Consider the following 22,514-nt stretch of genomic DNA (forward strand, 5'->3'; position numbering starts at 1 on the left):
GACGCGGGGAGCGCGTCCGACGCCGACCTCGCGGGCATCACGCCGGCTCGACGACCGCGAGCAGCATCCCCGCCTCCACGGCGGCCCCCGCCTGGGCGCGCAGCGCGGCGACGACCCCTGCGACCTCGGCGACCACCGGCGTCTCCATCTTCATGGCCTCGACGGTCGCGACGCGATCGCCCACCGCGACGGCGTCGCCGGGCGCGACCGCCCACGTCACGAGCGATCCCGTGAGCGGCGACCGGATGCCCGCTCCCGAGCCCGGCTCGTCGGATGCGTCGGGCTGGGCGCCCGCGCCCGCCGCGCTCCCCGGCGCCGCCTCGGTCGCGAGGGCGGCGAGGAGGCCGACGGGCAGCCCGAGCGTGCGGCGCATGCCGTCCACCTCGATCGCGACGCGACGCAGCGCCGTGCCCGGGTCGGCGTCGGCGAACGCGTCGTCGACGTCGACCGGGGCGAGCTCGGTCTCGACCCAGCGCGTGTGCACGCGGAAGCCGTCGCCGTCGCCCGCGAGGTCGGGGTGCCGCAGGATGGCCCGATGCGCGGGCACGACGGTCGCGACGCCCTCGATGCGCAGCTCGTCGAGGGCGCGACGCGTGCGGTCGAGCGCCGTGGCGCGGTCGGGCCCCCACACGACGAGCTTCGCGAGCAGCGAGTCGAACTGCGGAGGCACCGCGGCGCCGTCGTCGACGCCCGCGTCGACGCGCACGCCCGGTCCCGTCGGCGCGCGGAAGGTCGTCACGACGCCCGACGAGGGCAGGAAGCCGCGTCCGGGATCCTCGGCGTTGATGCGCAGCTCGATCGCGTGGCCGCGCGGCCTCGGCGTCGCGTCGATCGTCAGCCGCTCCCCCGCGGCGATCCGCAGCTGCTCGCGCACGAGGTCGACGCCCGTCGTCTCCTCGGTCACGGGGTGCTCGACCTGCAGGCGCGCGTTGACCTCGAGGAACGCGATGGTGCCGTCGTCGGCGACGAGGAACTCGACGGTGCCCGCGCCGACGTAGCCGGTCTCGCGCGCGATCGCCTCCGACGCCGCCACGATCCGCTCGTGCTGCGCCGCGGTGAGGAAGGGCGCGGGCGCCTCCTCGAGCAGCTTCTGATGCCTGCGCTGCACCGAGCAGTCGCGCGTGCCGACGACGACGACGGTGCCGTGCTCGTCGGCGAGCAGCTGCGCCTCCACGTGCCGCGGCCGGTCGAGGAAGCGCTCCACGAAGCACTCGCCGCGGCCGAACGCCTGCGTCGCCTCGCGCACGGCCGACGCGTACGCATCGGCGATCTCGTCGACGTCGCGCACGACGCGCATCCCTCGACCCCCGCCGCCGTGCGCGGCCTTCACGACGACGGGGAGGCCGTGCTCGGCGACGAACGCCTCCACCTCCCGCACCGAGGCGACCGGCCCGTCGGTGCCCGGCGCGAGCGGCGCGCCGACGCGCAGCGCGACGGCGCGAGCGCGCACCTTGTCGCCCAGCTCCTCGATCGTCTCGGGCCGCGGCCCGATCCACCGCAGCCCTGCCGCGAGCACGGCCCGCGCGAAGGCGGCATCCTCCGAGAGGAAGCCGTAGCCGGGATGCACGGCGTCGGCGCCGACGCGCTCGGCGGCCGCGACGAGGGCTGCGGCGTCGAGGTACGTCTCGGCGGCTCGCGTGCCCTCGAGGGCGACGGCCTCGTCGGCGAGGCGCACGTGCAGGGCGTCGGCGTCCTGGTCGGCGTAGACGGCCACCGAGCGGATGCCCGCGTCGGCGCACGCCCGCACGATGCGCACGGCGATCTCGCCGCGGTTCGCGATCAGCACCTTCTCGATGGTCATGCGGTCTCCTGGGATGCGGTGGGCCCGGGTGCGCCGGGTGCGGTGGCGGATGCGGGGCGCAGGCGCACGGCGGTGCCGGGCGCGAGCTGCGCGAGCGCGTCGAGATGGTCGTCGGCGACGACGGCGACCACGGGGTAGCCGCCCGTCGCGGGATGATCTGCGAGGAACACGACGGGCAGGCCCGACGGCGGCACCTGGATGGCGCCGGGCACGAGGGCCTGGCTCTCGAGCTCGCCGTCGCGACGAGCGATCGGCGGGCCGTCGAGCCGCACGCCGACCCGGTTCGACTGCGGCGTCACGATCCAGGTCGCAGCGGCGAGGGTCGCCGCGGCGTCCGGGATCCACGCGTCGTCGGGGCCGAGCACGACGTCGAGCACGACGTCGCCCTCCCCGTCCTCGCCGTCGGCAGCCCGGGCAGCCACGGCCCCCGCCCCGGCCAGCGGCTCCGGCGCACCGACGGCCTGCGCCGTCGCGCGACCGACCGGCAGCACGTCGCCGGCCCGCACGGGCGGCGGGCCGAGGCCCGAGAGCACGTCGGTCGATCGGCTGCCGAGCACCGCGGGCACGTCGACGCCGCCGCGGACGCCGACGACGACCCGCAGCCCCCCGCGCACGGCGGCGACCTCGAGCGCGTCGCCGTCGCGCAGCGCGAACGGCGCAGCAGGCGCGGGCGAGCGGTCGCCGCGGGGCGAGCGCACGACGAGCGGGGCGGCGGCACCCGTCACGGCGAGCACGTGCTCCCCCGCGGCCTCGATGCGCAGGCCTCCGCCGACGTGCTCGATCGCAGCGGCCTCGACGACGTTGCCGACGAGGCGGTTCGCCTGGCGCAGCGCACCGCGATCGGCGGCCCCCGACCTCGCGATGCCGAGATGCGCGAGGCCGGCGCGGCCGAGGTCCTCGACGAGCGTCTGCGCGCCCGCCGAGCGCACGACGAGCGCATGCGGCGGGCGCTCGGCCGCGTCGACGCGCGGCAGCGGCGCGGCCTGCGCCTCGGCGGCGCGGGCCTGGGCGCGCACGGCGCGGAAGTCGACGCGCGTGCCGGCGGGCAGCAGCGTCGGCTCGTCGCGCTCGAGCGACCACAGCCGCGCGTCGGTGCGACCGACCAGCTGCCACCCGCCCGGCGACGAGCGCGGATACACGGCCGAGTACGAGCCCGCGAGCGCGACGGCGCCCGCGGGCACGCGCGCGCGAGGGCTCGATCGGCGCGGCACGACCGGGCCGTCGCGATCGGCGCGCAGGTACGCGAAGCCCGGCGCGAAGCCGACGAACGCCACGTGCCAGGAGGCGCCGGCGTGCGCACGGACGACGGCCTCGACCGACCTCCCGGTCGCGGCGGCGACGTCGTCGAGGTCCTCGCCGTCGTACACGACGTCGATCGTCACGAGCCCACCGCTCGAGGGCTGCCCCGCGGGCGCCTGCAGCCGTGCGAGCGACGAGCGACCCGCATCCGCATGGGCGAGGGTCGCGAAGCGCACCGTCACGCTCGCCCCACCCGCCGCCACCTCGAGCTGTCCCGGCAGCGGCTCGGCCTCGAGGAGCGTCCGCACGGCGTCGACCGATGCGGACGGCACGCGCGCGAGGACCGCGCGCGTGCCGAGCCGGTGGACGTCGGTCACGGGCGCTCCTGCGTGCGCGCCGTGCCGGAGCCGGCATCCGCATCCGCGACGCCCATGCCCGCCTCGAGCAGCGCGAGATCCTCGGCGTCCTCCGGGTCGCGGCCGAGCGCGAGGCCCACGACCGTCAGCGTCGCCGCCACGGCCAGGTAGACGGCGATGGCGATCCACGACCCGGTCTCGGCGTGCAGGATCGTGAAGAGCAGCGGGGCGGGCGCACCGCCCACGACCCCCGCGAGCGTGTACGCGAGCGACGAGCCCGCGTAGCGCAGCCGGGCGGGGAACTGCTCGGTGATGTACGCGGCCTGCGGCCCGTACATGAGCGCGTGCAGCATCATGCCGACCACGATGCCGACGGTGAGCAGCACGACGTCGCCGCCTTGGATGATGGCGAACAGCACGGGCACCCAGATCGCCGTCAGCACGGCGCCGGCCGCGTACACCGCGCGCCGGTTCAGGCGATCGGTCAGCCAGCCTGCGAGCGGCATGACGACGATCTGCGTCGACGAGCCGATCAGCACCGCCGTGAGCACCTGGCTCGTCTCGAGCCCCAGCACGCTCGTCGCGTACGTCGCGAGGAACACCGTGAGGAGCGAGTAGAGCACGTCCGGCCCGATGCGCGAGAGCGCCGCGGCGACCAGGGCGCGCGGATGCGTGCGGAAGACCTCGAGCAGCGGCGCCTTCGGCCGCTCCGCACGCTGCGCGAGCGCCTGGAAGACGGGGGTCTCCTCGAGTCGGAGCCGGATGACGAGGCCGAACGCCACGAGCAGCGCCGACGCGAGGAAGCCCACGCGCCAACCCCAGTCGAGGAAGGCCTGCTCGCTGAGCGTCGCGGCGAGCACTGCGAGGGCGCCGTTCGCGAGCAGGTTGCCGACGGGCACGCCGATCTGCGCTGCGGATGCCCACAGTCCGCGGCTGCGAGGGTCGGCGAACTCGCTCGACAGCAGCACGGCGCCGCCCCACTCGCCGCCGACGCCGATGCCCTGCGCGAGCCGCAGCAGCACGAGCGCGACCGAGGCGGCGATGCCGAGCGTCGCGTACCCGGGCAGCAGGCCGATGAGCACCGTGGCGATGCCGATGAGCAGCAGCGTCCACACGAGCACGGACTTGCGGCCGACGCGATCGCCGAGCCTGCCGAACAGGATGCCCCCGAGCGGGCGCGCGAGGTACCCGACCGCGAACGTCGAGAACGACAGCAGCAGGCCGACGTACGGGTCGTCGGACGGGAAGAAGACGATCGGGAAGACGACCGCCGAGGCGACCGAGTACAGCGCGAAGTCGTAGTACTCGAGCGACGTGCCGGTGAGGCTCGCCACGTACGCCTTGACGGCGCCGGGCGCGCGTCGACGGACGCCCGGGGTGCTGGATGCGGTGGACACGAGGTGCTCCTGGGAGTCGGGTGCGGGGTCAGGCAGGGGTCACGGGGCCGACGGCGATGGATCCGGCGTCGAGGGCCGTGCGCACGGCGCGCGCGAGGGCGACGGCGCCGGGGGTGTCGCCGTGGACGCAGATCGAGTCGACCGCGTGGGCGACGATCGAGCCGTCGTCGGCCAGCACCTCCCCCGCCGTCGCCATCCGCAGCGCCTGGGCCGCGACGGCGTCGGCGTCGTGCAGCACGCTGCCCTCGCGCGTGCGCGGCATGAGCGTGCCGTCGGGGAGGTAGGCCCGGTCGGCGAAGCCCTCGCGCACGATGCGCATGCCGCGGGCGGCGGCGAGGTCGAGCACGACCGAGCCCGGCAGGCCGACGATGGCGAGATCGCCGGCGGCCTGCACGCCGTCGAGCACGGCTGCCGCCTGTCGCTCGTGATGCACGATCGCGTTGTACAGCGCACCGTGCGGCTTGACGTAGGTGACGCTCGTGCCCTCCGCTCGAGCGATCGCCTGCAGCGCACCCACCTGGTACAGCACCTCGTCGGCGAGCTCGCCGGGGTCGGCGTCGACGAATCGCCTGCCGAAGCCCGCGAGGTCGCGGTAGGCGACGTGCGCGCCGACGGCGACGCCGTTCGCGGCTGCGAGGCGTGCGACGCGGCGGGCCGTGGAGGCGTCGCCCGCGTGGAACCCGCAGGCGACGTTGGCGCTCGAGACGAGCTCGAGCATCGCGGCGTCGTCGCCGAGGCGCCACTGGCCGAACGACTCCCCGACGTCGCTGTTGAGGTCGATGCGCATGGTGGCTCCTGTCCGTCGGGTCGACGGTAGCGGATTGTTGAACAATCGAGAAGCGATCGCGGCGACCGGGTGCACCCGCAGGAGCGCTCGTAGGCTCGGCTGCGTGCAGCACCCCCTCGACCCGCCGTCGCCGCCGCGCCGCGGCCACGCGGCGTCCGACGCCGCGACCGCACTGCGACGCAGGATCGTCGACGGCGAGCTGCTGCCCGGCGCCCGCCTCGTCGAGGGCCGGCTCGCCGACGAGCTCGGCGTCTCGCGCAACACGCTGCGCGAGGCCTTCCGCGCGCTCGCGGGCGAGGGGCTCGTCGCCCACGCGGCCAACCGCGGCGCGCGCGTGCCGCTGCCGACCGCCGCATCCGTGCGCGACGTGTACCGAGTGCGGCGCGCCGTCGAGCTGCAGACGCTGCGCGAGGCCGATGCAAACCACCGCGCGGTCGCATCGATGCGTCGAGCGGTCGCAGCCGGCGAGGCCGCGCTCGCCGCCGACGACGCGCGCGCCATGGGCTCCGCCGACCTCGACTTCCACCGGGCGATCGTCGCGCTCGCCGACAGCCCGCGCATGACGGCGCTCCTCGAGTCGGTGCTCGGCGAGCTGCGCCTCGCCTTCGGTGCCGTGGACGACCTCGGTGCGCTCCACGGCGCGTTCCTCGCCGACAACGCCGCGATCGTCGCCGCGCTCGCCGCCGACGGCCCCGCCGCGGCGACCGCGCTGCTCGAGCGGTACCTCGCGAGGTCCGAGCGCATGGTGCTCGACGCGCACGCGGCGCGCGCGCGTGCGGACGAGCCGACGCCGGCGGATACCGTGGAGGCGTGACCCCCCTCCTCGCACTCGCCGCCGCCGGTGCGGCGCTCGTCCTGCCGCTGCCCGCCCACGCGACGATCGTCGGCACGAACCCGGAGGACGGCGGCACCATCGCCGCCGCGCCGGAGGCGTTCACCGTGACGGCCAACGAGGAGATCCTGTCGATCGACGGCGGCTCGTCGAACGTCATCCTCATCACCGACCAGGCGGGTCTCTACTACGGCTCCGGCTGCGCGACCGTCGAGGGTGCGACGCTCTCGACGACCGCGACGCTCGGCGAGCCCGGCGTCTACACGATGCGCTACGGCCTCGTCTCGGCGGACGGCCACCCGATCGAGGGCGTCGTCGACTTCGCCTACGAGCCCGGCGGCGACGCCGCAGCCGTGCCCGGCGCCGAGACGGCGCCCGAGTGCGGCGCGGCGCAGCCCGAGCCCAGCGCGTCGCCCTCGGCCGAGCCGACCGCGGCCCCCGAGCCGTCGGAGGGCGCCGGCGCGACGAGCGAGCCGCCGTCGTCGAGCACCGCCCCGTCGACCTCGCCGAGCGGCGACGAGTCGAGCGACGGGTCGGATGACGAGGGTGGCATCCCGTCGCTCGCCTACGTCGGCATCGGCCTCGCCCTGCTCGCAGGCGTCGCGACCGTGCTCGTCATCACGTGGCGCCGTGGCCGCCGGCGCGAGCTCGGTGCGCCCGACGAGCCCGCCGGCCCCGACGCGCGCTGATCGCGCGCCGGCACCACGCACGACGAAGGCCCCCGCCCAGCAGGGCGGGGGCCTTCGTGCGACCGACCGGCGTCAGCCCAGCAGCGCGGGCTGCGTCTTGCGCGACGTGAGCACCTGGTCGATGAGGCCGTACTCGAACGCCTCCTCCGCCGAGAGGAACGTGTCGCGCTCGATGTCGCGCGACACCTGCTCGACGTCCTTCTTCGAGTGGTTCGCGAGCGTCTGCTCGAGCCAACCGCGCATCCGCAGCACCTCGCGGGCCTGGATCTCGATGTCGGACGCCTGACCCCGTGCCGCCTCGCCCGTGGCGGGCTGGTGGATGAGGATGCGGGCGTTCGGCAGCGCGAGGCGCTTGCCGGGCTCGCCGGCGGCGAGCAGCACGGCGGCAGCGGAGGCCGCCTGGCCGAGGCACACGGTCTGCACCTGCGGACGGATGTACTGCATCGTGTCGTAGATCGCCGTCATGGCCGTGAACGAGCCACCGGGCGAGTTGATGTACATGACGATGTCGCGATCGGGGTCCTGCGACTCCAGCACGAGCAGCTGGGCCATGATGTCGTCGGCCGAGGCGTCGTCGACCTGCACGCCGAGGAAGATGATGCGGTCCTCGAAGAGCTTCGCGTACGGGTCCTGGCGCTTGAAGCCGTAGGCCGTGCGCTCCTCGAACGAGGGGAGGATGTAGCGCGACCCGGGCATCTGCAGCGCGCTGCCGCCCGACTGGAACGTGGGGGTCTCCATCACTTCTCCTCCTGGTCGCTGCCCGAGGCGCCCTCGGCCTCGGGGTCGGTGCCGCCGCCGCCTGCGACGTCGGTGGCCGACTCGCGCAGGTGATCGACGAAGCCGTACTCGAGCGCCTCCTGCGCGGTGAACCAGCGGTCGCGGTCGCCGTCGGCGTTGACCTGCTCGACGGTCTTGCCCGTGCGCTCGGCCGTGATCTCGGCGAGGCGGCGCTTCATGTCGAGGATGAGCTGCGCCTGCGTCTGGATGTCGGACGACGTGCCGCCGAAGCCACCGTGGGGCTGGTGCAGCAGCACGCGAGCGTTCGGCGTGATGTAGCGCTTGCCGATGGTGCCCGACGTGAGCAGCAGCTGGCCCATCGAGGCCGCCATGCCGATGCCGACCGTGACGATGTCGTTCGGCACGAACTGCATCGTGTCGTAGATCGCCATGCCTGCCGTGACCGAGCCGCCGGGCGAGTTGATGTAGAGGTAGATGTCCTTGTTCGGATCCTCGGCTGCGAGCAGCAGGATCTTCGCGCAGATCTCGTTCGCGTTGTCGTCGCGCACGTCCTCGCCGAGCCAGATGATGCGATCGCGCAGCAGCCGGTCGAAGACAGTGGGCGGGAAGCCGGTTTCAGCCACGTCATGCTCCTTCGGTCGGGTTCAACCCTAGGGTCTTCCAACGCACGCGCTCGGCCCTGTTCGCCGCAGGCGTGCGGGGACGACGAAGGGGCCGGACCATGCGGTCCGACCCCCTCTGCCGATCAGTCCTGCTGCTGCGCGGCGATGGCCGCCTCGGCCTGCTTGATCGCGGCCTCGACGTCGTCCTCGGTCGTGTCGCGCTCGGTCTGGATGAACTCCGACAGGTCGACGACGTTGCCCTCGTCGTCCTTCACCTCGACCTGGCCGAGCGCCCACGTGAGCGCCTTGCCGCGGAGGAGGTCGGCGAGGATCGTGGGCAGCTGACCGTTCTGCTGCAGGATCTCGACGAGCTCCTGCGGCGGCATCTGGTACTGCTGCGCCATCTGCATGACGTACTGCGAGAGCTCGGTCTGCGAGACCTGGAGGTCCTGCTCCTCGGCGATGCGGTCGAAGAGGATGCCCGAGCGGATCTGCTTCTCGGTCTCCTCCTTGACCTCGGCGCGGTGCACGTCGTCCTCGAGGCGGTTCTCGCCCTCGAGGTGACGGTGCACCTCGTCCTCGACGGCCTGCGTCGGCACGGGGATGTCGGCGTCGGCGACGAGCGCCTGCTGCAGCGCCTCGCGGGCGTCCTGCGCCTGCTTGAGCGTCTGGCGGCGCGCGACCGTCGTCGAGAGGTCCTCGCGGAGCTCGGCGATCGTGTCGAACTGGCTCGCCATCTGGGCGAAGTCGTCGTCGGCCTCGGGCAGCTCGCGCTCCTTGACGGCCGTGACCGAGACCTGCACCTCGGCGTCGGATCCCGCGTGCTCGCCGCCGACGAGCGTCGACGTGAACGTCGTCTCCTCGCCGGCCGTGAGGGTCTCGATGGCGTCGTCGATGCCGTCGAGCAGCTCGCCCGATCCGACCTCGTACGAGACGCCGGCCGCGCGGTCGACCTCGGCGCCGTCGATCGTCGCGACGAGGTCGAGGGTGACGAAGTCGCCCTTCGCCGCCGGGCGGTCGACGGTCACGAGGGTGCCGAAGCGGGTGCGGAGCGTCGTGAGCTCGGCGTCGACGGCCTCGTCGCCGACGACGATCGAGGGCACCTCGATCGTGCGGCCCTCGAGCGCGGGCATCTCGAAGTCGGGACGCACGTCGACCTCGATCTCGAGCACGAGGTCGCCGGAGTAGTCCTTCGCCTCGGGCCACGTGGCGATGTCGGCGCTCGGGCGACCGAGGGGCTTGATGCCCGACTCGGCGACGCCGGCGCGGTAGTGCTCGTCGATCGACTCCGACACGGCCTGGCTCAGGACCTGGTCGCGACCGATGCGCTGATCGATGATCGCGGCCGGGACCTTGCCCTTGCGGAAGCCGGGGATCTGGATCTGCTGCGCGATCTCCTTGTAGGCGGCGTCGATGGCGGGACGCAGCTCCTCGGGGGTCACCGCGATGGTGAGCTTCGCGCGCGTGGGCTCGAGCTGCTCGACCGTGGTCTTCACGTGGTCGTCTCCTGGATTCGGTTCCGGATGGTCTGGGTCGGGGCGGCGGGATTCGAACCCGCGGCCTCCCGCTCCCAAAGCGGGTGCTCTAGCCAGGCTGAGCTACGCCCCGTGGGCGCCGGGCCCTGGCAGGAGGCGCACCGATCGAGTCTAGCCCAGGCGCGACGCGCCCGGCATCCCGCTGCGTCGCGTGCGCCGGCGGGCGGTCCGGCAATCCGCAGCCGGGGCGTCTCCGAAGCACATGCGTGACGACGATCGCAACGCCTTGGCGCCTCCCGGCGTCGACGGGTGCGCGTGGGATGCTGGTCCACGTGACCTCCGTCCCAGAGTCGAGCCCCGTGACGCCATCCCGGCGCGCGACCGACGTCGACGAGGCGCTCGTGCGCGTCGCCGGCGGCGACCGCACGGCGTTCGCGATCGTGTACGACGCGCTCGCCGCGCGGGTCTTCGGACTCGTGCTGCGCGTGCTGGTCGATCGCTCGCAGGCCGAGGAGGTGACGCAGGAGGTGTTCGTGGACATGTGGCGCAAGGCGCCGTCGTACGACGCATCCCGCGGCTCCGCCGTCGGCTGGGCGCTCGCGCTCGCGCACTCGAAGGCGGTCGACCGCGTGCGGTCGTCGCAGGCGCAGCGCGATCGCGACGAGCGCATCGGCATCCGCGACTCGGTGGCGCCGTTCGACGTCGTCAGCGAGGCGGCGGACGTGCGCCTCGAGGGCGACCGCGTGCGTGCGGCGCTCGAGACGCTGAGCGAAGCGCATCGCGAGGCGATCGTGCTCGCCTACTACGGCGGGCTCACGCAGAGCGAGATCGCCGAGCGGCTGCAGACGCCGCTCGGGACGGTGAAGACGAGGTTGCGGGACGGCATGATCCGTCTCCGCGCGGCATTGGGGGTGTCGTGATGGAGCATCGCGATGACATGGCGGCACGAGCGCTCGACGCGCTCGGTCCGCAGGAACGGCAGCGCTTCGACGAGCGAGCCGACGCGGCGACGCTCGCGGAGCTCGCGGACATGCAGGAGACGGCTGCGGCGCTGGGGGGCGCCGTGGCGGTCGATCCTCCGGCATCGCTGCGCGCGAGCATCCTGGCCCGGATCGCCGAGGTGGAGCAGGAGCCCGCCGTTCGCAGCGTGCACGCTGCTGAGGAGTCCTCGAGCGCTGCGCCCGCGCAGGGCATCGACGGCATCCGCGAGCCCGCCCTGGTCGGTGGGGGCTCGACGATCGCCGGCCCGCGCGAGCTCGCGGCACGGCGGCGCTGGTTCCAGCGCCCCGGCTCGATGCTCGCCGCAGCCGCGGCCGCCGTCGTGCTCCTCGTCGGAGGCGTCGCGATCGGTCAGGGCATCCGCACGCCCGACCCCGTGTCGGCGCTCGTGCACGCATCCGACGTCGCGACGCAGACGGAGTCGTTCGCCGACGGCACGCAGGCGACGCTGCTGACGTCGGTCGAGCGCGGCGAGGCGGCGCTCGTGTTCGAGGGCCTCGAGTCGCTCGACGAGCAGCAGGTCTACGAGGCCTGGTTCATGCGCGACGGCGTGCCCGTGGCCGCAGGCATCTTCGAGGGCGGCGAGGGCAGCGTCGTGCACGTGCTCGAGGGAGACATGCACGAGGGCGACGGCGTGGCGATCACGATCGAGCCCGAGGGCGGATCCGAGCAGCCCACGTCGAACCCGCTCGTCGTCATGGAGGCGTGACGCCGCTCCGCGGCTCCGCAGCTCGACCCCACGCCCCCGGCCCATGCGGCCGGGGGCGTCGTCGTTCGCCGCGGTGGCGCCGTCTCGCGGGGCGAGGCAGCATCGTGGCGTCGGCGACGGTCCGGATCGCCTCGCCGCCCGCCCGGATCACGTCCACGAGCGTCCGGCTGGCGTCGCAGACGTCGGGTGCGCGCCGTGCGCGCGGACGATGCTCCGAGGCGAGACGCCCTGCGATCGACCGAGCACGGCGGGGACGCGAGGACAGGTGGCGCCCCCGCCGTGCGACCAGGTCACCCGGAGGCGATGCCGAGGGCTCCGGCTCGACGGCGCGCTGCTGCGGGGCTGCATCCCCGGCTGCGCGCATCGTGGTCGAGCATCGCTCCTCCTCGGCTTGGCATGGGGTTCGGTGCCGACGACGCATCGGATTGGACGACGCGCGAACGCAGATCCATCCGCATCCATTCCAATCCAGGTCATGCGGGGCGACGAAGCCTCTACATAGCCCGGCGGACGTCGGGTCCAGATACTCCAACGATGGACAGTGGAAGGAGAGCTGAGATGCTCACCAAGAAGAACCCGCTCACCGCAGGGCTCGTGATGGCAGGCGTCGCGACGTTCGCCCTCGTGGGCTGCTCGGCCGGCTCCAGCGACGCAGACGAGTCGACGGCTCCCGAGACGACGGCCGAGGAGTCGGCCAGCGAGTCGCCCATGGCGTCGGACGACGCGATGGACCCGATGGCGAACCTCGTCGGCAGCGGCTGCTCCGCCTACGCCGAGGCCGTGCCGGACGGTGCAGGCTCGGTCGAGGGCATGTCGCAGGACCCCGTCGCGGTCGCCGCGTCGAACAACCCGCTCCTCACGCAGCTCGTCGCCGCGGTCTCGGGCCAGCTGAACCCGGCCGTCGACCTCGTCGACACGCTGAACGGTGACGAGTTCACCGTCTTCGCACCCGTGGACGACGCCTTCGCGGCGCTCGACCCGGCCACCGTCGCCACGCTGCAGACGCCCGAGGGCGCCGACACGCTGACGCAGGTGCTCACGTACCACGTGGTCCCCGGCCAGATCGCGCCCGACGAGATCGACGGCGAGCTCACCACGGTCCAGGGTGGCACGCTCATGGTCGAGGGCGAGGGCGACAACATCACGGTGAACGGCTCCGCCAACGTCATCTGCGGTGGCGTCCAGACGGCCAACGCGACCGTCTACCTCATCGACTCGGTGCTCATGCCCACGATGTGATGATGCGTTCGCGCACCAGCTAGTCGACGGCTCCTGCCGAACGACACGGGATGGGACGGGGTCGGCCTTCGGGCCGGCCCCGTCTCGCATGTCCGGCACGCGGGACGGGGTCGGCCTTCGGGCCGGCCCCGTCTCGCATGTCCGGCACGCGGGACGCGGTCGGCCTTCGGGCCGGCCCCGTCTCGCATGCGCCGAGCCCCTTCCAGAACTGAACGCGTTCAGGTACGCTCGCGGCATGACTGCTGCACCGGGTGCGAAGGGCGAGCGCACGCGCGCCCGCGTGATCGACGCAGCGCTCGCGACCCTCGCCGAGCACGGCTACGAGGGCGCCTCGATGCGCCGCATCGCCGAGCGCGCCGGCGTCGCACCCGGCACGATCTACCTCTACGTGCCCTCGAAGGCGCATCTCGTGCGCCTCGTCTACGACGACGTGACGACGCGCATCGCGGATCGCGCCCCCGTCGAGCTCGCGGGCGAGCGCCGCTTCGGCGAGCGGCTGCGCACGGCGATGACGATCGCGCTCGACGAGATCGCGCCGCATCACGCGGTCGCGGTCGAGATGCTGGGCGCCTCGCTCGATCCCTCGTCGCCGACGAGCCCGTTCGGCGATGCGAGCGGCGCGATGCGCGAGCGGGCGATCGAGGTCTTCCGGCTCGTGGTCGCCGACTCGGACCTCCGAGCCGACGCCGAGGTCGTCGCGGCGCTGCCCGAGCTGCTGTGGGCGACCCTCATGGCCGTCATGCTCGCGTGGTCGATGGATCGCAGCGAGGGCCAGCAGCGCACGCGCGCGCTCGTCGCCGAGGCCGTGCCGCTCGTCGACGACCTCGCGCGCGCGAGCCGGCTGCCCATCCTGCGCGGCCAGGCCCGCCGCGTCCTCGCGCTCGCGCAGCTCGCGAAGGGCCTCGGCGATGCCTGAGGCGCAGCAGCCCATGCCTCCGCATGGCCTGCGCGTCGCGACGGCACGGCGCGATCCACGACGCCACGAGTTCACGATCCTCGACCTGGCCGTGGGCTGGCTCGTGGCAGCGCTCACGGTGCCCGTGGTGGCCATCGTCCACGAGATGGCCCTGTCGACCTCGACGGGCGGCCCAGCGTCGGCCACGGGCCTCATCGCGGTCTTCGCGGTGCTGTGGGGCATCCCCGTGCTCACGGTCGTCGGCGTGCCGGTCGCGGCCCTCGCCGCGTTCCTCCTGCGGCGCGTGCCGTGGGAGGCCGTGCACCTCCTGGCGTTCGCGCTGCTGGGCGCCGCGGGCTTCGTGGTGCTCGCCGTCGTCGTCTCGCCGTACGCGCTGCTGCTCGCCCCCTACGGCATCGTGGCTGCGGTCGTCGGTCGCTGGAGCGGCGGGCGCTTCGCGATCGCTCGCGTCGACGCGATGCGTGCGAGGGCCCTCGCCAGGGCTCCCGGGATGCGCGACGACGCCTGGCTCGTGGATGCGGACGGCCGCGACGAGCGCCTCGGCGATGCGGGCGACGCCCGAGCCACCCGCGGCCGCGTCGACGCCGGCATCCCCGACCCCCGCCGCAACGAGTTCGGGCTCGTCGACGTCGGGGTGGCGTGGGTCGCCGGCACCGGCACGATCCTCACGGTGGCCGCCGCGACCGGCGGCGTGCTGGCCGTGCAGGGCGAGCCGTACTGGGCAGCGGCAGCGTGGTACGTCGCGACCCTCGGCGCGATCGCGATGACGATCGTCGGGCTGCCGTTCGGCGCGCTGCTCGCGCGAGCGCTGCGGCGGGTGGCGTGGGAGTGGGTGCACCTCGCGGCCTTCGGCGCGCTCGGCCTCGCCGTGACCGTCGTGCCCGCCCTCGTGCTCTCGGGCGGCGCGACGGCGCTCCCCCATCCCGTCCTCCTCGCGACCGTGCTCGTCGCCCTCTCGGCACGCATCGCCGCGAGGCTCGTGGCGATCGCTCGCTTCGATCGGGACGCCCACCGAGCGACCGCGACTGCTCGCGCGTGGCCGCCGCTGCGCGCGTGAGGAGATGCGACGTGCCACGAGGCGCGCGGCGCGCATCCGTGCCGCTGCGACCGTGTAGCGTGGAGTCGCCGGTCAGGCGCCGGGGGTGTAGCTCAATGGTAGAGCTCCAGTCTTCCAAACTGGTGGCGCGGGTTCGATTCCCGTCACCCCCTCCCGAGCCGCTCGGCGCCTCCGCTCCCTGGCCTCAGCCGCCGATGGCGTTCATGCCGCGGACGGGCTGCAGGAAGCTCGGGTCGTCGATCGCATGACCGGGCAGCTTGCCTCGGATGCAGGCGCGCAGCACCCGATCGATGGCCGCGTCGCTCGGGTCGTCTCCTCGGAGGACGGGCAGCAGGTCGTACTCGCTCGTCGAGAAGAGGCAGTTGCGCAGCTGGCCGTCGGCCGTGAGCCGCAGGCGGTCGCAGTCGCCGCAGAAGGGCGCCGTCACCGAGGCGATGACGCCGACGGAGTGCGGCTCGCCGTCGCGACCGACGCTGCCGAGCGTCCAGCGCTCCGCGGGCGCGCCACCGCGTCCGGGCACGGGCGTCAGCGTCCAGCGCGAACGCAGCGCCTCGAGGATCTCCTCGCGCGTCACCATCGTCGTGCGCTCCCACGTGTGACCGGCGTCGAGCGGCATCTGCTCGATGAAGCGCAGCTGGGCGTCGTGGGCGACGGCGAACTCGACGAGGTCGACGATCTCGTCGTCGTTCACGCCGCGCATCGCGACGGCGTTGAGCTTGAGCGGCCGCAGACCCGACGCCTGCGCCGCGCGGATGCCCTCGAGCACGTCGTCGAGCCGGTCGCGTCGCGTGAGCGCCGCGAAGCGCTCGCGGTCGATGGTGTCGATCGAGATGTTGAGCCGTCGCAGGCCCGCGTCGATCAGATCCGGCAGCAGCTGCGCGAGCCGGATGCCGTTCGTCGTCATCGCGATGTCGACGGGTCGCCCATCGGCGCCCACGATCCGCGCGAGCCTGCGCACCACCTCGACGATGTCCTGCCGCAGCAGCGGCTCTCCCCCGGTGAGGCGGAACGTCGTGATGCCGGAGGCCGCCGCGACGCGCGCCACGTGCTCGATCTCGTCGAGCGCGAGGATGCTCGAGCGCGCGAGCCACTCCATGCCCTGCTCGGGCATGCAGTACGTGCAGCGCAGCGAGCAGCGGTCGGTCAGCGAGATGCGCAGGTCGCGGTGCACGCGACCGAAGCCGTCGACGAGCGGGCCCGACGAGGCGTCGTCGCCGGGCGCCACGAGGGGTCGACGACCGATGACGACGGGCGTGACCGTCATGCGCGGTGCTCCGGCTGCATGCCCCGACGCTACTGCGCGCGAGCCTCGACGCCGAGCGTCCCTCGCCGCTTCCGCCGCACGCGCAATCAGCAATCCGCGGCGTCCGCTGCTCCGTAGCCGTCGCCGGCGAGGAGCCGCACGAGCCGTCGCTCGACCCACACCTCGACGCTCGCGCCCGGCGCGAGCCGCAGCTCGGCGGCGTCCGCCGCGGGGAGCTCCGCCGACACCGTGGCGCCTCCATGCGCCGACGACGTCACGACGCGGACGCCGCCGAGGGTCGACTCGAGGCGAGCGACCCGCGCGAGCCAGACGTCGAACCCGCCGGGCGACGCGGCAGCCTCTCGCGCGTCGCTCGCGTCGACGGGCTGCACGCGCACCGCTCCCGGCGGCACGATGGCGACGAGCGGCGCCCCCTCGCGCGCGGCCACGGCGACCGAGGCTGCGTCGACCGGCTGGATGGTGGCGGCGCCGCACGCCCATGCTCCCCGGCGTGCCACGCCCTCGAGCCGATCGACGCCCGCGACGGCCGCGGCGAACCGGGTCGCCGGGCGCGCGAGCACGTCGCGCACGGCGCCCCGCTGCGTCACCGCGCCTCGCTCGACGATCACGAGTCGATCGGCGAGCGCCACGGCGTCGACGGCGTCGTGCGTCACGACCACCGCGGTCGTGCGCGTCGCTGCGAGCTGCTCGGCGACGACGACGCGGATGCCCGCGGCGGTCTCGGCGTCGAGCGACGACAGCGGCTCGTCGAGCAGGATCGCCGCCGGCGCTGCGGCGAGCGCGCGTGCGAGCGCCACGCGCTGCTGCTGCCCGCCCGACAGCGCGACCGGTCGACGCGCCTCCATGCCGGCGAGACCCACGCGATCGAGCCACGCCGTCGCCTCCTCGCGCGCCTGCGTGCGACCGGCGCCGCCCGCCCGCAGCGCGAACGCCACGTTCGCTGCCGCCGTGAGATGCGGGAAGAGCCTCGGCTCCTGCCCGAGCAGCACGACGTCGCGGCGCATCGGCTCCACGTGCGCACGTCGCCGGCCGGCGTCGTCGACGACGCGATCGCCGACGCGGATGCTGCCCCCGCTCGGCCGGACGAGCCCGGCGAGCGCTCCCAGCAGCGTCGACTTGCCAGCGCCGCTCGGCCCCATGACGGCCACGACCCCGCCTGCGGGCACCGAGAGCTCGACGTCGAGCGCGAAGCCGTCGCGCGCGACGACGACGTGCGCGTCGAGCGCCGAGCTCACCGCGCCGCCCCCGGCCGCCACGCGCGCACGAGGAGCAGCACCGCGATCGACGTCGCGAGCAGCAGCAGCGAGAGCGCGACCGCGGTGTCCTGCGAGACGCCGGCGCCGTTGAACGCCGTGTAGATCGCGAGCGGCATCGTCTGCGTCACGCCGGGCGCGTTGCCTGCGAACAGCGCCGTCGCCCCGAACTCGCCGATGGCTCTCGCGAAGCACAGCACGACGCCCGCGACGAGACCGGGTGCTGCGAGCGGCAGGGTGATGCGCAGCAGGATGCGCCACCTGCCGGCGCCGAGCGCGGCAGCCGTCTGCTCGAACGCCACCCCTGTCGCGCGCAGCGACCCCTCGACGGCGAGCACGAGGAAGGGCAGGGCCACGAACGTCTGCGCCAGCACCACCGCCGGGGTCGTGAACGGCACGCGGACGCCCCACTCGGCGAGCAGCGGGCCGAGCCAGCCGGTGCGGCCGAACAGGGCGAGGAGCGACACGCCGCCGACCATCGGCGGCAGCACGAGCGGCACGGTGACGATGGCGCGCAGGAGCGCCGCCGAACGCGCACCCGCTCGGGCGATCGCGAGCGCGATCGGCACGCCGAGCACGACGCACAGCACGGTCGCGGCGAGGCCGGTCTGCATCGACAGCACGAGCGCGGAGCGCGCGGCCGGGCTCGTCACGTCGCCGGGCAGCGTCGCCCAGTCGACGCGCCCGACGAGCGCGACGAGGGGCACGACGAGCAGGGCGAGCCCGAGCGCCGCGGGCACGAGCAGGGCACGCGGCACGAAGCCGCCCGCGTCGCGCGCCGCGGGGCGCGCAGCCGATCGGCTCACGGCGCGCCGAAGCCGAGGCCGGCGAGGACCGCTCGCCCCTCGTCGCCGAGCACGAGCGCGACGAAGGCCGCCGCGGCGTCGGGGTTCGCGGCGCCCTCGAGCGCGACGATGGGATAGGCGTTGACGACCGCCTCGGCCCCTTCGACGGGGATGGTCTCCACCGCGTCCGTCGTCGCGGCGTCGGTCACGTAGACGAGGCCTGCATCGGCCTCGCCCGCCACCACCTTCGTCAGCACGGCCGCGACGTTCTGCTCGACGCTGTCGACCGATGCCGTCACACCCGCGCCGGCGAGCAGCGCCTCGGACGCGGCGCCGCACGGCACCTCGGGAGCGCACAGCACGACGGTGCGATCCGGATCCGCGAGGTCGGCGAGGCCCTCGATGCCTCCCGGGTTGCCTGCGGGGACGACGAGCGCGAGCGTGTTCGTCGCGAAGATCGCGGCGCCGTCGGCGAGACCCGCCTCCTCGACGCGCTCCATGGTGGCGACGTCGGCGGAGGCGAAGACGTCGGCGGGCGCGCCCTCGACGATCTGCGTCGCGAGCGTCGACGACCCGTCGTACGTGATGGGCAGCACGTCGACTCCGGGGTGCTGCGTCTCGAAGGCGATGGCGAGCTCGTCGAACGCCCCGGCGAGCGACGCCGCAGCGGAGATCGCCAGCTCGCCGGAGAGCTCGCCGTCGGCGCCGCCCGCCTGGCCGTCGTCGGCCGACTCGTCCCCCGCGCCGCCGACGCACCCTGCGAGCGCGACGACGCCGAGCACCGCCGCGGCCGCACGCGGGAGGCGAGCACGGCGAGCGCCTCGTGCGAGCACCGTCATGCCCTCGGCGCCTCGACGATGACGGTCGTCGCCTTCACGACCGCCACGGCGAGCGAGCCCGGCTCGAGCGCGAGCTCGTCGACGGCCTCGACCGACATGAGCGAGACGATCCTGTGCGGGCCGGCCTGGATGTCGACCTGCGCCATGATCCCGTCGCGCTGCACGCGCGTCACGAGCCCGACGAGACGGTTCCTCGCGCTCGAGAGCACGTCGGACGGGTCGGCCGACGACCGCGCCAGGTCGACCGCGTGCTCGGCGAGCGCTGCGCCGGGGATGCGTGCAGGCGACTCCCCCGTCGTCGAGAGCACGCCCTGGTCGACCCAGCGCCGCACGGTGTCGTCGCTCACGCCGAGCAGCCGCGCAGCCTCGACGATCCGGTACGAGCCCATGCGCCGACCATAGCCGCATCTGCGGCCTTTGAGCCACCGATCCTCCGATGCTGCGGAACCGTCGTCCTGTCACCTCCCCGGGCGACGACGACCACCTAGCCTGAGCAGCATGCCCATGCCCCCATTGGTCGAGCCCGTCGCAGCGCTCTCACCCGCCGAGCGATCGCGCACCGCCCGGCACGCTGCGCTGTCCGGATTCGGCGAGCTCGGGCAGCGTCGGCTCGCGGCCGCGCACGTCGCCGTCGTGGGTGCCGGCGGCCTCGGATCCCCCGTGGTGCTCGCGCTCGCAGCTGCCGGCGTCGGCACCATCACGGTCGTCGACGACGACGTGGTCGAGGCCTCCAACCTCCAGCGGCAGGTGCTGCATCGGCTCGTCGACGTGGGAGAGCCGAAGACCGCCTCGGCGCAGCGCGTCGCCGCCGACCTCTCACCCGAGACGCGCGTGCTCGCCGTGCGTGAGCGCATCGTCGAGGCGAACGCCGAGCGCCTGCTCGCCGACGCCGACGTCGTGGTCGACGGCACCGACACCTTCGCGACGCGCGCCGTCGTCGCGGCCGCGTGCGAGCGCCTCGGCACGCCGCTCGTCTGGGGCGTCGTGCAGGAGCTCCACGCCCAGCTCACCGTGCTGTGGTCGACCCCACCTGCCGGGCACGACGCCGTGCTGCTCTCGGACCTGTATCCGCCGGACAGCGTCGGCGAGGTGCCCACGTGCGCCGACGTCGGCGTGCTCGGCGCGCTCTGCATCCAGGTGGGCGGGCTCATGGCGCTCGAGACGATCAAGCTCGTGGCCGGCATCGGCGAGCCGCTGCTCGGCCGCGTCGTCGTCGTCGACGCCCTGCAGGGCAGGCAGAGCGAGGTGCCGCTGCGCTCGGCAGGCAGCGCGGCGCGCCCCGCGCAGCCGGCCCCCGCGCCCGTGCCGCACGTCGCGGTCGGCGACGCCCTCGCCGCCCGCGACGCGGGCGCGACGCTCCTCGACGTCCGCGAGCCCGACGAGACGGCGCAGGGCGTCGTCCCCGGATCGCTGCTCGTCCCGTTGGCGACGCTGCTCGCCGACCCGTCCGCCGTCGGCGCCGGGCCCTTCGTCGTCGTCTGCCAGCGCGGCGGGCGAGCGCTCACCGCCGCCCGCGCCCTGCGCGCGGCCGGCGCGGAGGCATCCGTCCTGGCCGGCGGCATCGAAGCCCTCCCAGCAGAGGAGGTCCGTGCATGAGCGACCTGCGCACCGTGGAGGAGCATCTCGCCGAGGTGCTCGCCGCCGTCGAGCCGCTCGACGCGCACGCCGTGCCGCTCGCAGACGCCCTGGGGCGCGTGCTGCGCGAGCCCGTGCGTGCCGCGAACGACATCCCCGCGTTCGACAACTCGGCGATGGACGGCTTCGCGGTGCGGCTCGCCGACGTCGCGACGGCGACGGCCGAGACGCCCGTGACGCTCGCGGTCGTCGCCGACGTGCCTGCGGGCTCGGCGCTCGACCCCGCGCTGCGCGCCGGCGAGGCCGCGCGCATCATGACCGGCGCGCCCATGCCCGCCGACGCCGACGCCATCGTGCCCTTCGAGGACACCCTCGGCGGCCTCGCCGACTCGCTCGGCACCGTGACGGTGCTCGCCGCACCACGAGCCGCAGGCGCGTTCGTGCGCCGCGGCGGTCAGGATGCGCGCGTCGGCGACGTCGTCCTCGACGCCGGCACCCTGCTCGGCCCGCTGCAGTGCTCGGCGGCCGCGGCGAGCGGCACGGCGAGCGTCGTCGTCTCCCGGCGTCCCCGGGTCGCGATCGTCTCCACGGGCTCCGAGCTCGTCGAGCCCGGTACGCCCCTGACGCGCGGCCGGATCCCCGACTCCAACGGCATCCTGCTCGCCGCCCTCGCCGCCGAGGCGGGTGCCGAGGTCGTCCACCGCGGCTCCGTCGACGACGACGGCGCAGGGCTTCGCGCGTCGATCGCGGCGATGGACGACGTCGACGTCGTCGTGCTCTCGGGCGGCGTGAGCGCCGGCGCCTACGAGGTCGTGCGCATCGAGCTCGCCGACAGCATGGCGTTCGTGCGCGTCGCGATGCAGCCCGGCAAGCCGCAGGGCTTCGGACGCCTGCCCGACGGCCCGCTGCTCTTCGGCCTGCCAGGCAACCCCGTGAGCTCGGCGGTGTCCTTCGAGGTCTTCGTCCGCCCCGCCCTCCGCGCGCTGCAGGGCAGGACGGATGGCGAGCGCCGCCGCCTGCGCCTCCCGGCGGCGGTGGCGTGGACGCCGCCCGCCGGCCGTCGTCAGCACCTCCCCGCCGTGATCGATCGCGCCGACCCCGCGCGCTGGACGGTCGCGCCGTCGTCCGCCGGCGGCTCGGGCTCGCACCTCGCGGGCGGGCTCGGACGCGCCGAGGCGTACGCCATCGTGCCCGCCGAGGTCGAGTCGGTCGCGGTCGGCGACCTCGTCGATGTCATGCTGATCGCATGAGCCTCACGCATCTTGACGAGGCGGGGCACGCTCGCATGGTCGACGTGACCGCGAAGGCGCCGACGGTGCGGGCCGCGACGGCCCGCGGCTTCGTCCGCTGCGCCCCCGCGGTCGTCGCGACGCTGCGCGACGGCACCGCGCCGAAGGGCGACGTGCTCGCCGTGGCGCGCATCGCCGGCATCCAGGCCGCCAAGCACACCGCGACCCTGCTGCCCCTCGCGCACGTCATCGGCGTGCACGGCGCCGTCGTCGACCTCGAGGTCGTCGACGAGGGCGTCGAGGTCTCGGCGACGGTGCGCACGGCCGATCGCACGGGCGTCGAGATGGAGGCGCTCACGGCCGTGTCGGTCGCGGCGCTCGCCGTCGTCGACATGGTGAAGGGCATGGACCGTTCGACCTCGATCGAGCACCTGCGCATCACCGCGAAGGAAGGCGGCCGCTCGGGGTCGTGGACGCGCGAGCAGGACGGCCGCTGATGGCTCGCGTCCGCTACTTCGCAGCGGCCGAGGAGCTCGCCGGCGTCGCGCAGGAGCAGCGCGGCGAGGCGACGCTCGGTGCGCTGCGCGCCGCGCTCGCCGCCGAGCGGCCCGGCCTCGGCGGCATCCTGCCGCGCTGCGCCGTGCTCGTCGACGGTGCCCGGCTCGGCGACGACGCCGCACTCGGCGACGACGTGCTCGTCGACGTGCTGCCGCCCTTCGCCGGCGGCTGACGC

At 74.5% G+C, this 22,514-nt stretch carries 23 protein-coding genes and 2 tRNA genes; 12 read left to right on the top strand and 13 right to left on the bottom strand.

What is annotated here, in order from left to right; genetic code table 11:
• Positions 1 to 37 precede the first annotated feature (37 nt).
• The 4 genes from ACFQPP_RS07115 to ACFQPP_RS07130 are packed head-to-tail and all read right to left on the bottom strand — an operon-like array spanning position 38 to position 5,580.
• The gene (locus ACFQPP_RS07115) at positions 38 to 1,801 is read right to left on the bottom strand and encodes a biotin carboxylase N-terminal domain-containing protein (RefSeq protein ID WP_376915871.1); all 1,764 of its coding nucleotides are present in this window, start codon (positions 1,799 to 1,801) and stop codon (positions 38 to 40) included.
• The gene (locus ACFQPP_RS07120) at positions 1,798 to 3,417 is read right to left on the bottom strand and encodes a 5-oxoprolinase/urea amidolyase family protein (protein WP_376915872.1); all 1,620 of its coding nucleotides are present in this window, start codon (positions 3,415 to 3,417) and stop codon (positions 1,798 to 1,800) included. Before ACFQPP_RS07120 ends, ACFQPP_RS07115 begins: the two co-directional genes overlap by 4 nt.
• Positions 3,414 to 4,793, bottom strand: a complete 1,380-nt coding sequence (locus tag ACFQPP_RS07125) for an MFS transporter (RefSeq protein ID WP_376915873.1) — start codon at positions 4,791 to 4,793, stop codon at positions 3,414 to 3,416. The genes ACFQPP_RS07120 and ACFQPP_RS07125 overlap by 4 nt, the downstream gene beginning before the upstream one ends.
• A 28-nt stretch (positions 4,794 to 4,821) precedes the next feature.
• Positions 4,822 to 5,580 carry a LamB/YcsF family protein gene (locus tag ACFQPP_RS07130; protein ID WP_376915874.1) on the bottom strand — a complete coding sequence of 253 codons (759 nt, stop codon included), beginning with the start codon at positions 5,578 to 5,580 and terminating at the stop codon, positions 4,822 to 4,824.
• 103 nt (positions 5,581 to 5,683) lie between these two features.
• Between ACFQPP_RS07130 and ACFQPP_RS07135 the strand changes: the two genes are divergently transcribed.
• On the top strand, positions 5,684 to 6,394 hold the full coding sequence (locus tag ACFQPP_RS07135) for a GntR family transcriptional regulator (protein ID WP_376915875.1): 711 nt from the start codon (positions 5,684 to 5,686) through the stop codon (positions 6,392 to 6,394).
• Positions 6,391 to 7,101, top strand: a complete 711-nt coding sequence (locus ACFQPP_RS07140) for a copper resistance protein CopC (protein WP_376915876.1) — start codon at positions 6,391 to 6,393, stop codon at positions 7,099 to 7,101. The genes ACFQPP_RS07135 and ACFQPP_RS07140 overlap by 4 nt, the downstream gene beginning before the upstream one ends.
• A 72-nt stretch (positions 7,102 to 7,173) precedes the next feature.
• Here the strand turns inward: ACFQPP_RS07140 and ACFQPP_RS07145 are convergent, their stop codons facing one another.
• From ACFQPP_RS07145 to ACFQPP_RS07160, 4 genes are all read right to left on the bottom strand, one after another.
• Entirely contained in the window at positions 7,174 to 7,839 is a 666-nt protein-coding gene (locus tag ACFQPP_RS07145; RefSeq protein WP_376915877.1) for an ATP-dependent Clp protease proteolytic subunit, read from the bottom strand.
• Positions 7,839 to 8,462, bottom strand: a complete 624-nt coding sequence (locus ACFQPP_RS07150) for an ATP-dependent Clp protease proteolytic subunit (protein ID WP_376915878.1) — start codon at positions 8,460 to 8,462, stop codon at positions 7,839 to 7,841. Before ACFQPP_RS07150 ends, ACFQPP_RS07145 begins: the two co-directional genes overlap by 1 nt.
• A gap of 122 nt (positions 8,463 to 8,584) precedes the next feature.
• A complete protein-coding gene (gene tig, locus ACFQPP_RS07155) occupies positions 8,585 to 9,937 on the bottom strand; it encodes a trigger factor (RefSeq protein ID WP_376915879.1) in 1,353 nt (450 codons plus the stop codon).
• A gap of 37 nt (positions 9,938 to 9,974) precedes the next feature.
• Positions 9,975 to 10,049, bottom strand: a tRNA-Pro gene (locus ACFQPP_RS07160).
• Between the two features lie 187 nt (positions 10,050 to 10,236).
• Between ACFQPP_RS07160 and sigK the strand changes: the two genes are divergently transcribed.
• From sigK to ACFQPP_RS07190, 6 genes are all read left to right on the top strand, one after another.
• Entirely contained in the window at positions 10,237 to 10,836 is a 600-nt protein-coding gene (gene sigK, locus ACFQPP_RS07165; RefSeq protein ID WP_376915880.1) for an ECF RNA polymerase sigma factor SigK, read from the top strand.
• The gene (locus ACFQPP_RS07170; protein ID WP_376915881.1) at positions 10,836 to 11,624 is read left to right on the top strand and encodes an anti-sigma factor; all 789 of its coding nucleotides are present in this window, start codon (positions 10,836 to 10,838) and stop codon (positions 11,622 to 11,624) included. The genes sigK and ACFQPP_RS07170 overlap by 1 nt, the downstream gene beginning before the upstream one ends.
• Positions 11,625 to 12,182: 558 nt before the next feature.
• A complete protein-coding gene (locus ACFQPP_RS07175; protein ID WP_376915882.1) occupies positions 12,183 to 12,863 on the top strand; it encodes a fasciclin domain-containing protein in 681 nt (226 codons plus the stop codon).
• A 235-nt stretch (positions 12,864 to 13,098) separates the two neighbouring features.
• Positions 13,099 to 13,779, top strand: a complete 681-nt coding sequence (locus tag ACFQPP_RS07180) for a TetR family transcriptional regulator (RefSeq protein ID WP_376915883.1) — start codon at positions 13,099 to 13,101, stop codon at positions 13,777 to 13,779.
• A gap of 13 nt (positions 13,780 to 13,792) precedes the next feature.
• Positions 13,793 to 14,836, top strand: coding sequence for a hypothetical protein (locus ACFQPP_RS07185; protein WP_376915884.1), 1,044 nt, complete (start codon positions 13,793 to 13,795; stop codon positions 14,834 to 14,836).
• Between the two features lie 81 nt (positions 14,837 to 14,917).
• Positions 14,918 to 14,988: transfer RNA gene (locus ACFQPP_RS07190), tRNA-Gly, on the top strand.
• 32 nt (positions 14,989 to 15,020) lie between these two features.
• Here ACFQPP_RS07190 and moaA read toward each other — a convergent pair.
• The 5 genes from moaA to ACFQPP_RS07215 all read right to left on the bottom strand — a co-directional run bounded on the left by moaA (position 15,021) and on the right by ACFQPP_RS07215 (position 19,366).
• Complete coding sequence (gene moaA, locus ACFQPP_RS07195; RefSeq protein ID WP_376915885.1) at positions 15,021 to 16,100, bottom strand: GTP 3',8-cyclase MoaA; 1,080 nt, start codon at positions 16,098 to 16,100, stop codon at positions 15,021 to 15,023.
• A gap of 86 nt (positions 16,101 to 16,186) precedes the next feature.
• Positions 16,187 to 17,335 (bottom strand): sulfate/molybdate ABC transporter ATP-binding protein, encoded by a 1,149-nt coding sequence (locus ACFQPP_RS07200; RefSeq protein WP_376915887.1) that lies wholly within the window; start codon positions 17,333 to 17,335, stop codon positions 16,187 to 16,189.
• A complete protein-coding gene (locus ACFQPP_RS07205; RefSeq protein WP_376915888.1) occupies positions 17,332 to 18,159 on the bottom strand; it encodes an ABC transporter permease in 828 nt (275 codons plus the stop codon). Before ACFQPP_RS07205 ends, ACFQPP_RS07200 begins: the two co-directional genes overlap by 4 nt.
• The gene (gene modA, locus ACFQPP_RS07210; RefSeq protein ID WP_376915889.1) at positions 18,156 to 18,977 is read right to left on the bottom strand and encodes a molybdate ABC transporter substrate-binding protein; all 822 of its coding nucleotides are present in this window, start codon (positions 18,975 to 18,977) and stop codon (positions 18,156 to 18,158) included. The genes ACFQPP_RS07205 and modA overlap by 4 nt, the downstream gene beginning before the upstream one ends.
• The gene (locus tag ACFQPP_RS07215) at positions 18,974 to 19,366 is read right to left on the bottom strand and encodes a molybdopterin-binding protein (protein WP_376915891.1); all 393 of its coding nucleotides are present in this window, start codon (positions 19,364 to 19,366) and stop codon (positions 18,974 to 18,976) included. The genes modA and ACFQPP_RS07215 overlap by 4 nt, the downstream gene beginning before the upstream one ends.
• Before the next feature lie 109 nt (positions 19,367 to 19,475).
• Between ACFQPP_RS07215 and ACFQPP_RS07220 the strand changes: the two genes are divergently transcribed.
• Genes ACFQPP_RS07220 through ACFQPP_RS07235 form a run of 4 tightly spaced genes read left to right on the top strand, consistent with a single transcriptional unit; the run spans position 19,476 to position 22,511 of the window.
• On the top strand, positions 19,476 to 20,573 hold the full coding sequence (locus ACFQPP_RS07220) for a ThiF family adenylyltransferase (protein WP_376915893.1): 1,098 nt from the start codon (positions 19,476 to 19,478) through the stop codon (positions 20,571 to 20,573).
• A complete protein-coding gene (gene glp, locus ACFQPP_RS07225) occupies positions 20,570 to 21,802 on the top strand; it encodes a gephyrin-like molybdotransferase Glp (RefSeq protein ID WP_376915894.1) in 1,233 nt (410 codons plus the stop codon). The genes ACFQPP_RS07220 and glp overlap by 4 nt, the downstream gene beginning before the upstream one ends.
• Positions 21,799 to 22,278 (top strand): cyclic pyranopterin monophosphate synthase MoaC, encoded by a 480-nt coding sequence (gene moaC / locus ACFQPP_RS07230; RefSeq protein WP_376915895.1) that lies wholly within the window; start codon positions 21,799 to 21,801, stop codon positions 22,276 to 22,278. Before glp ends, moaC begins: the two co-directional genes overlap by 4 nt.
• Positions 22,278 to 22,511, top strand: a complete 234-nt coding sequence (locus tag ACFQPP_RS07235; protein ID WP_376915896.1) for a MoaD/ThiS family protein — start codon at positions 22,278 to 22,280, stop codon at positions 22,509 to 22,511. The genes moaC and ACFQPP_RS07235 overlap by 1 nt, the downstream gene beginning before the upstream one ends.
• The last annotated feature ends 3 nt before the right edge of the window (positions 22,512 to 22,514 follow it).

Source organism: Agrococcus sp. GCM10030265 (assembly GCF_042666675.1).
In the GTDB taxonomy this organism is placed as follows: Bacteria; Actinomycetota; Actinomycetes; order Actinomycetales; family Microbacteriaceae; genus Agrococcus.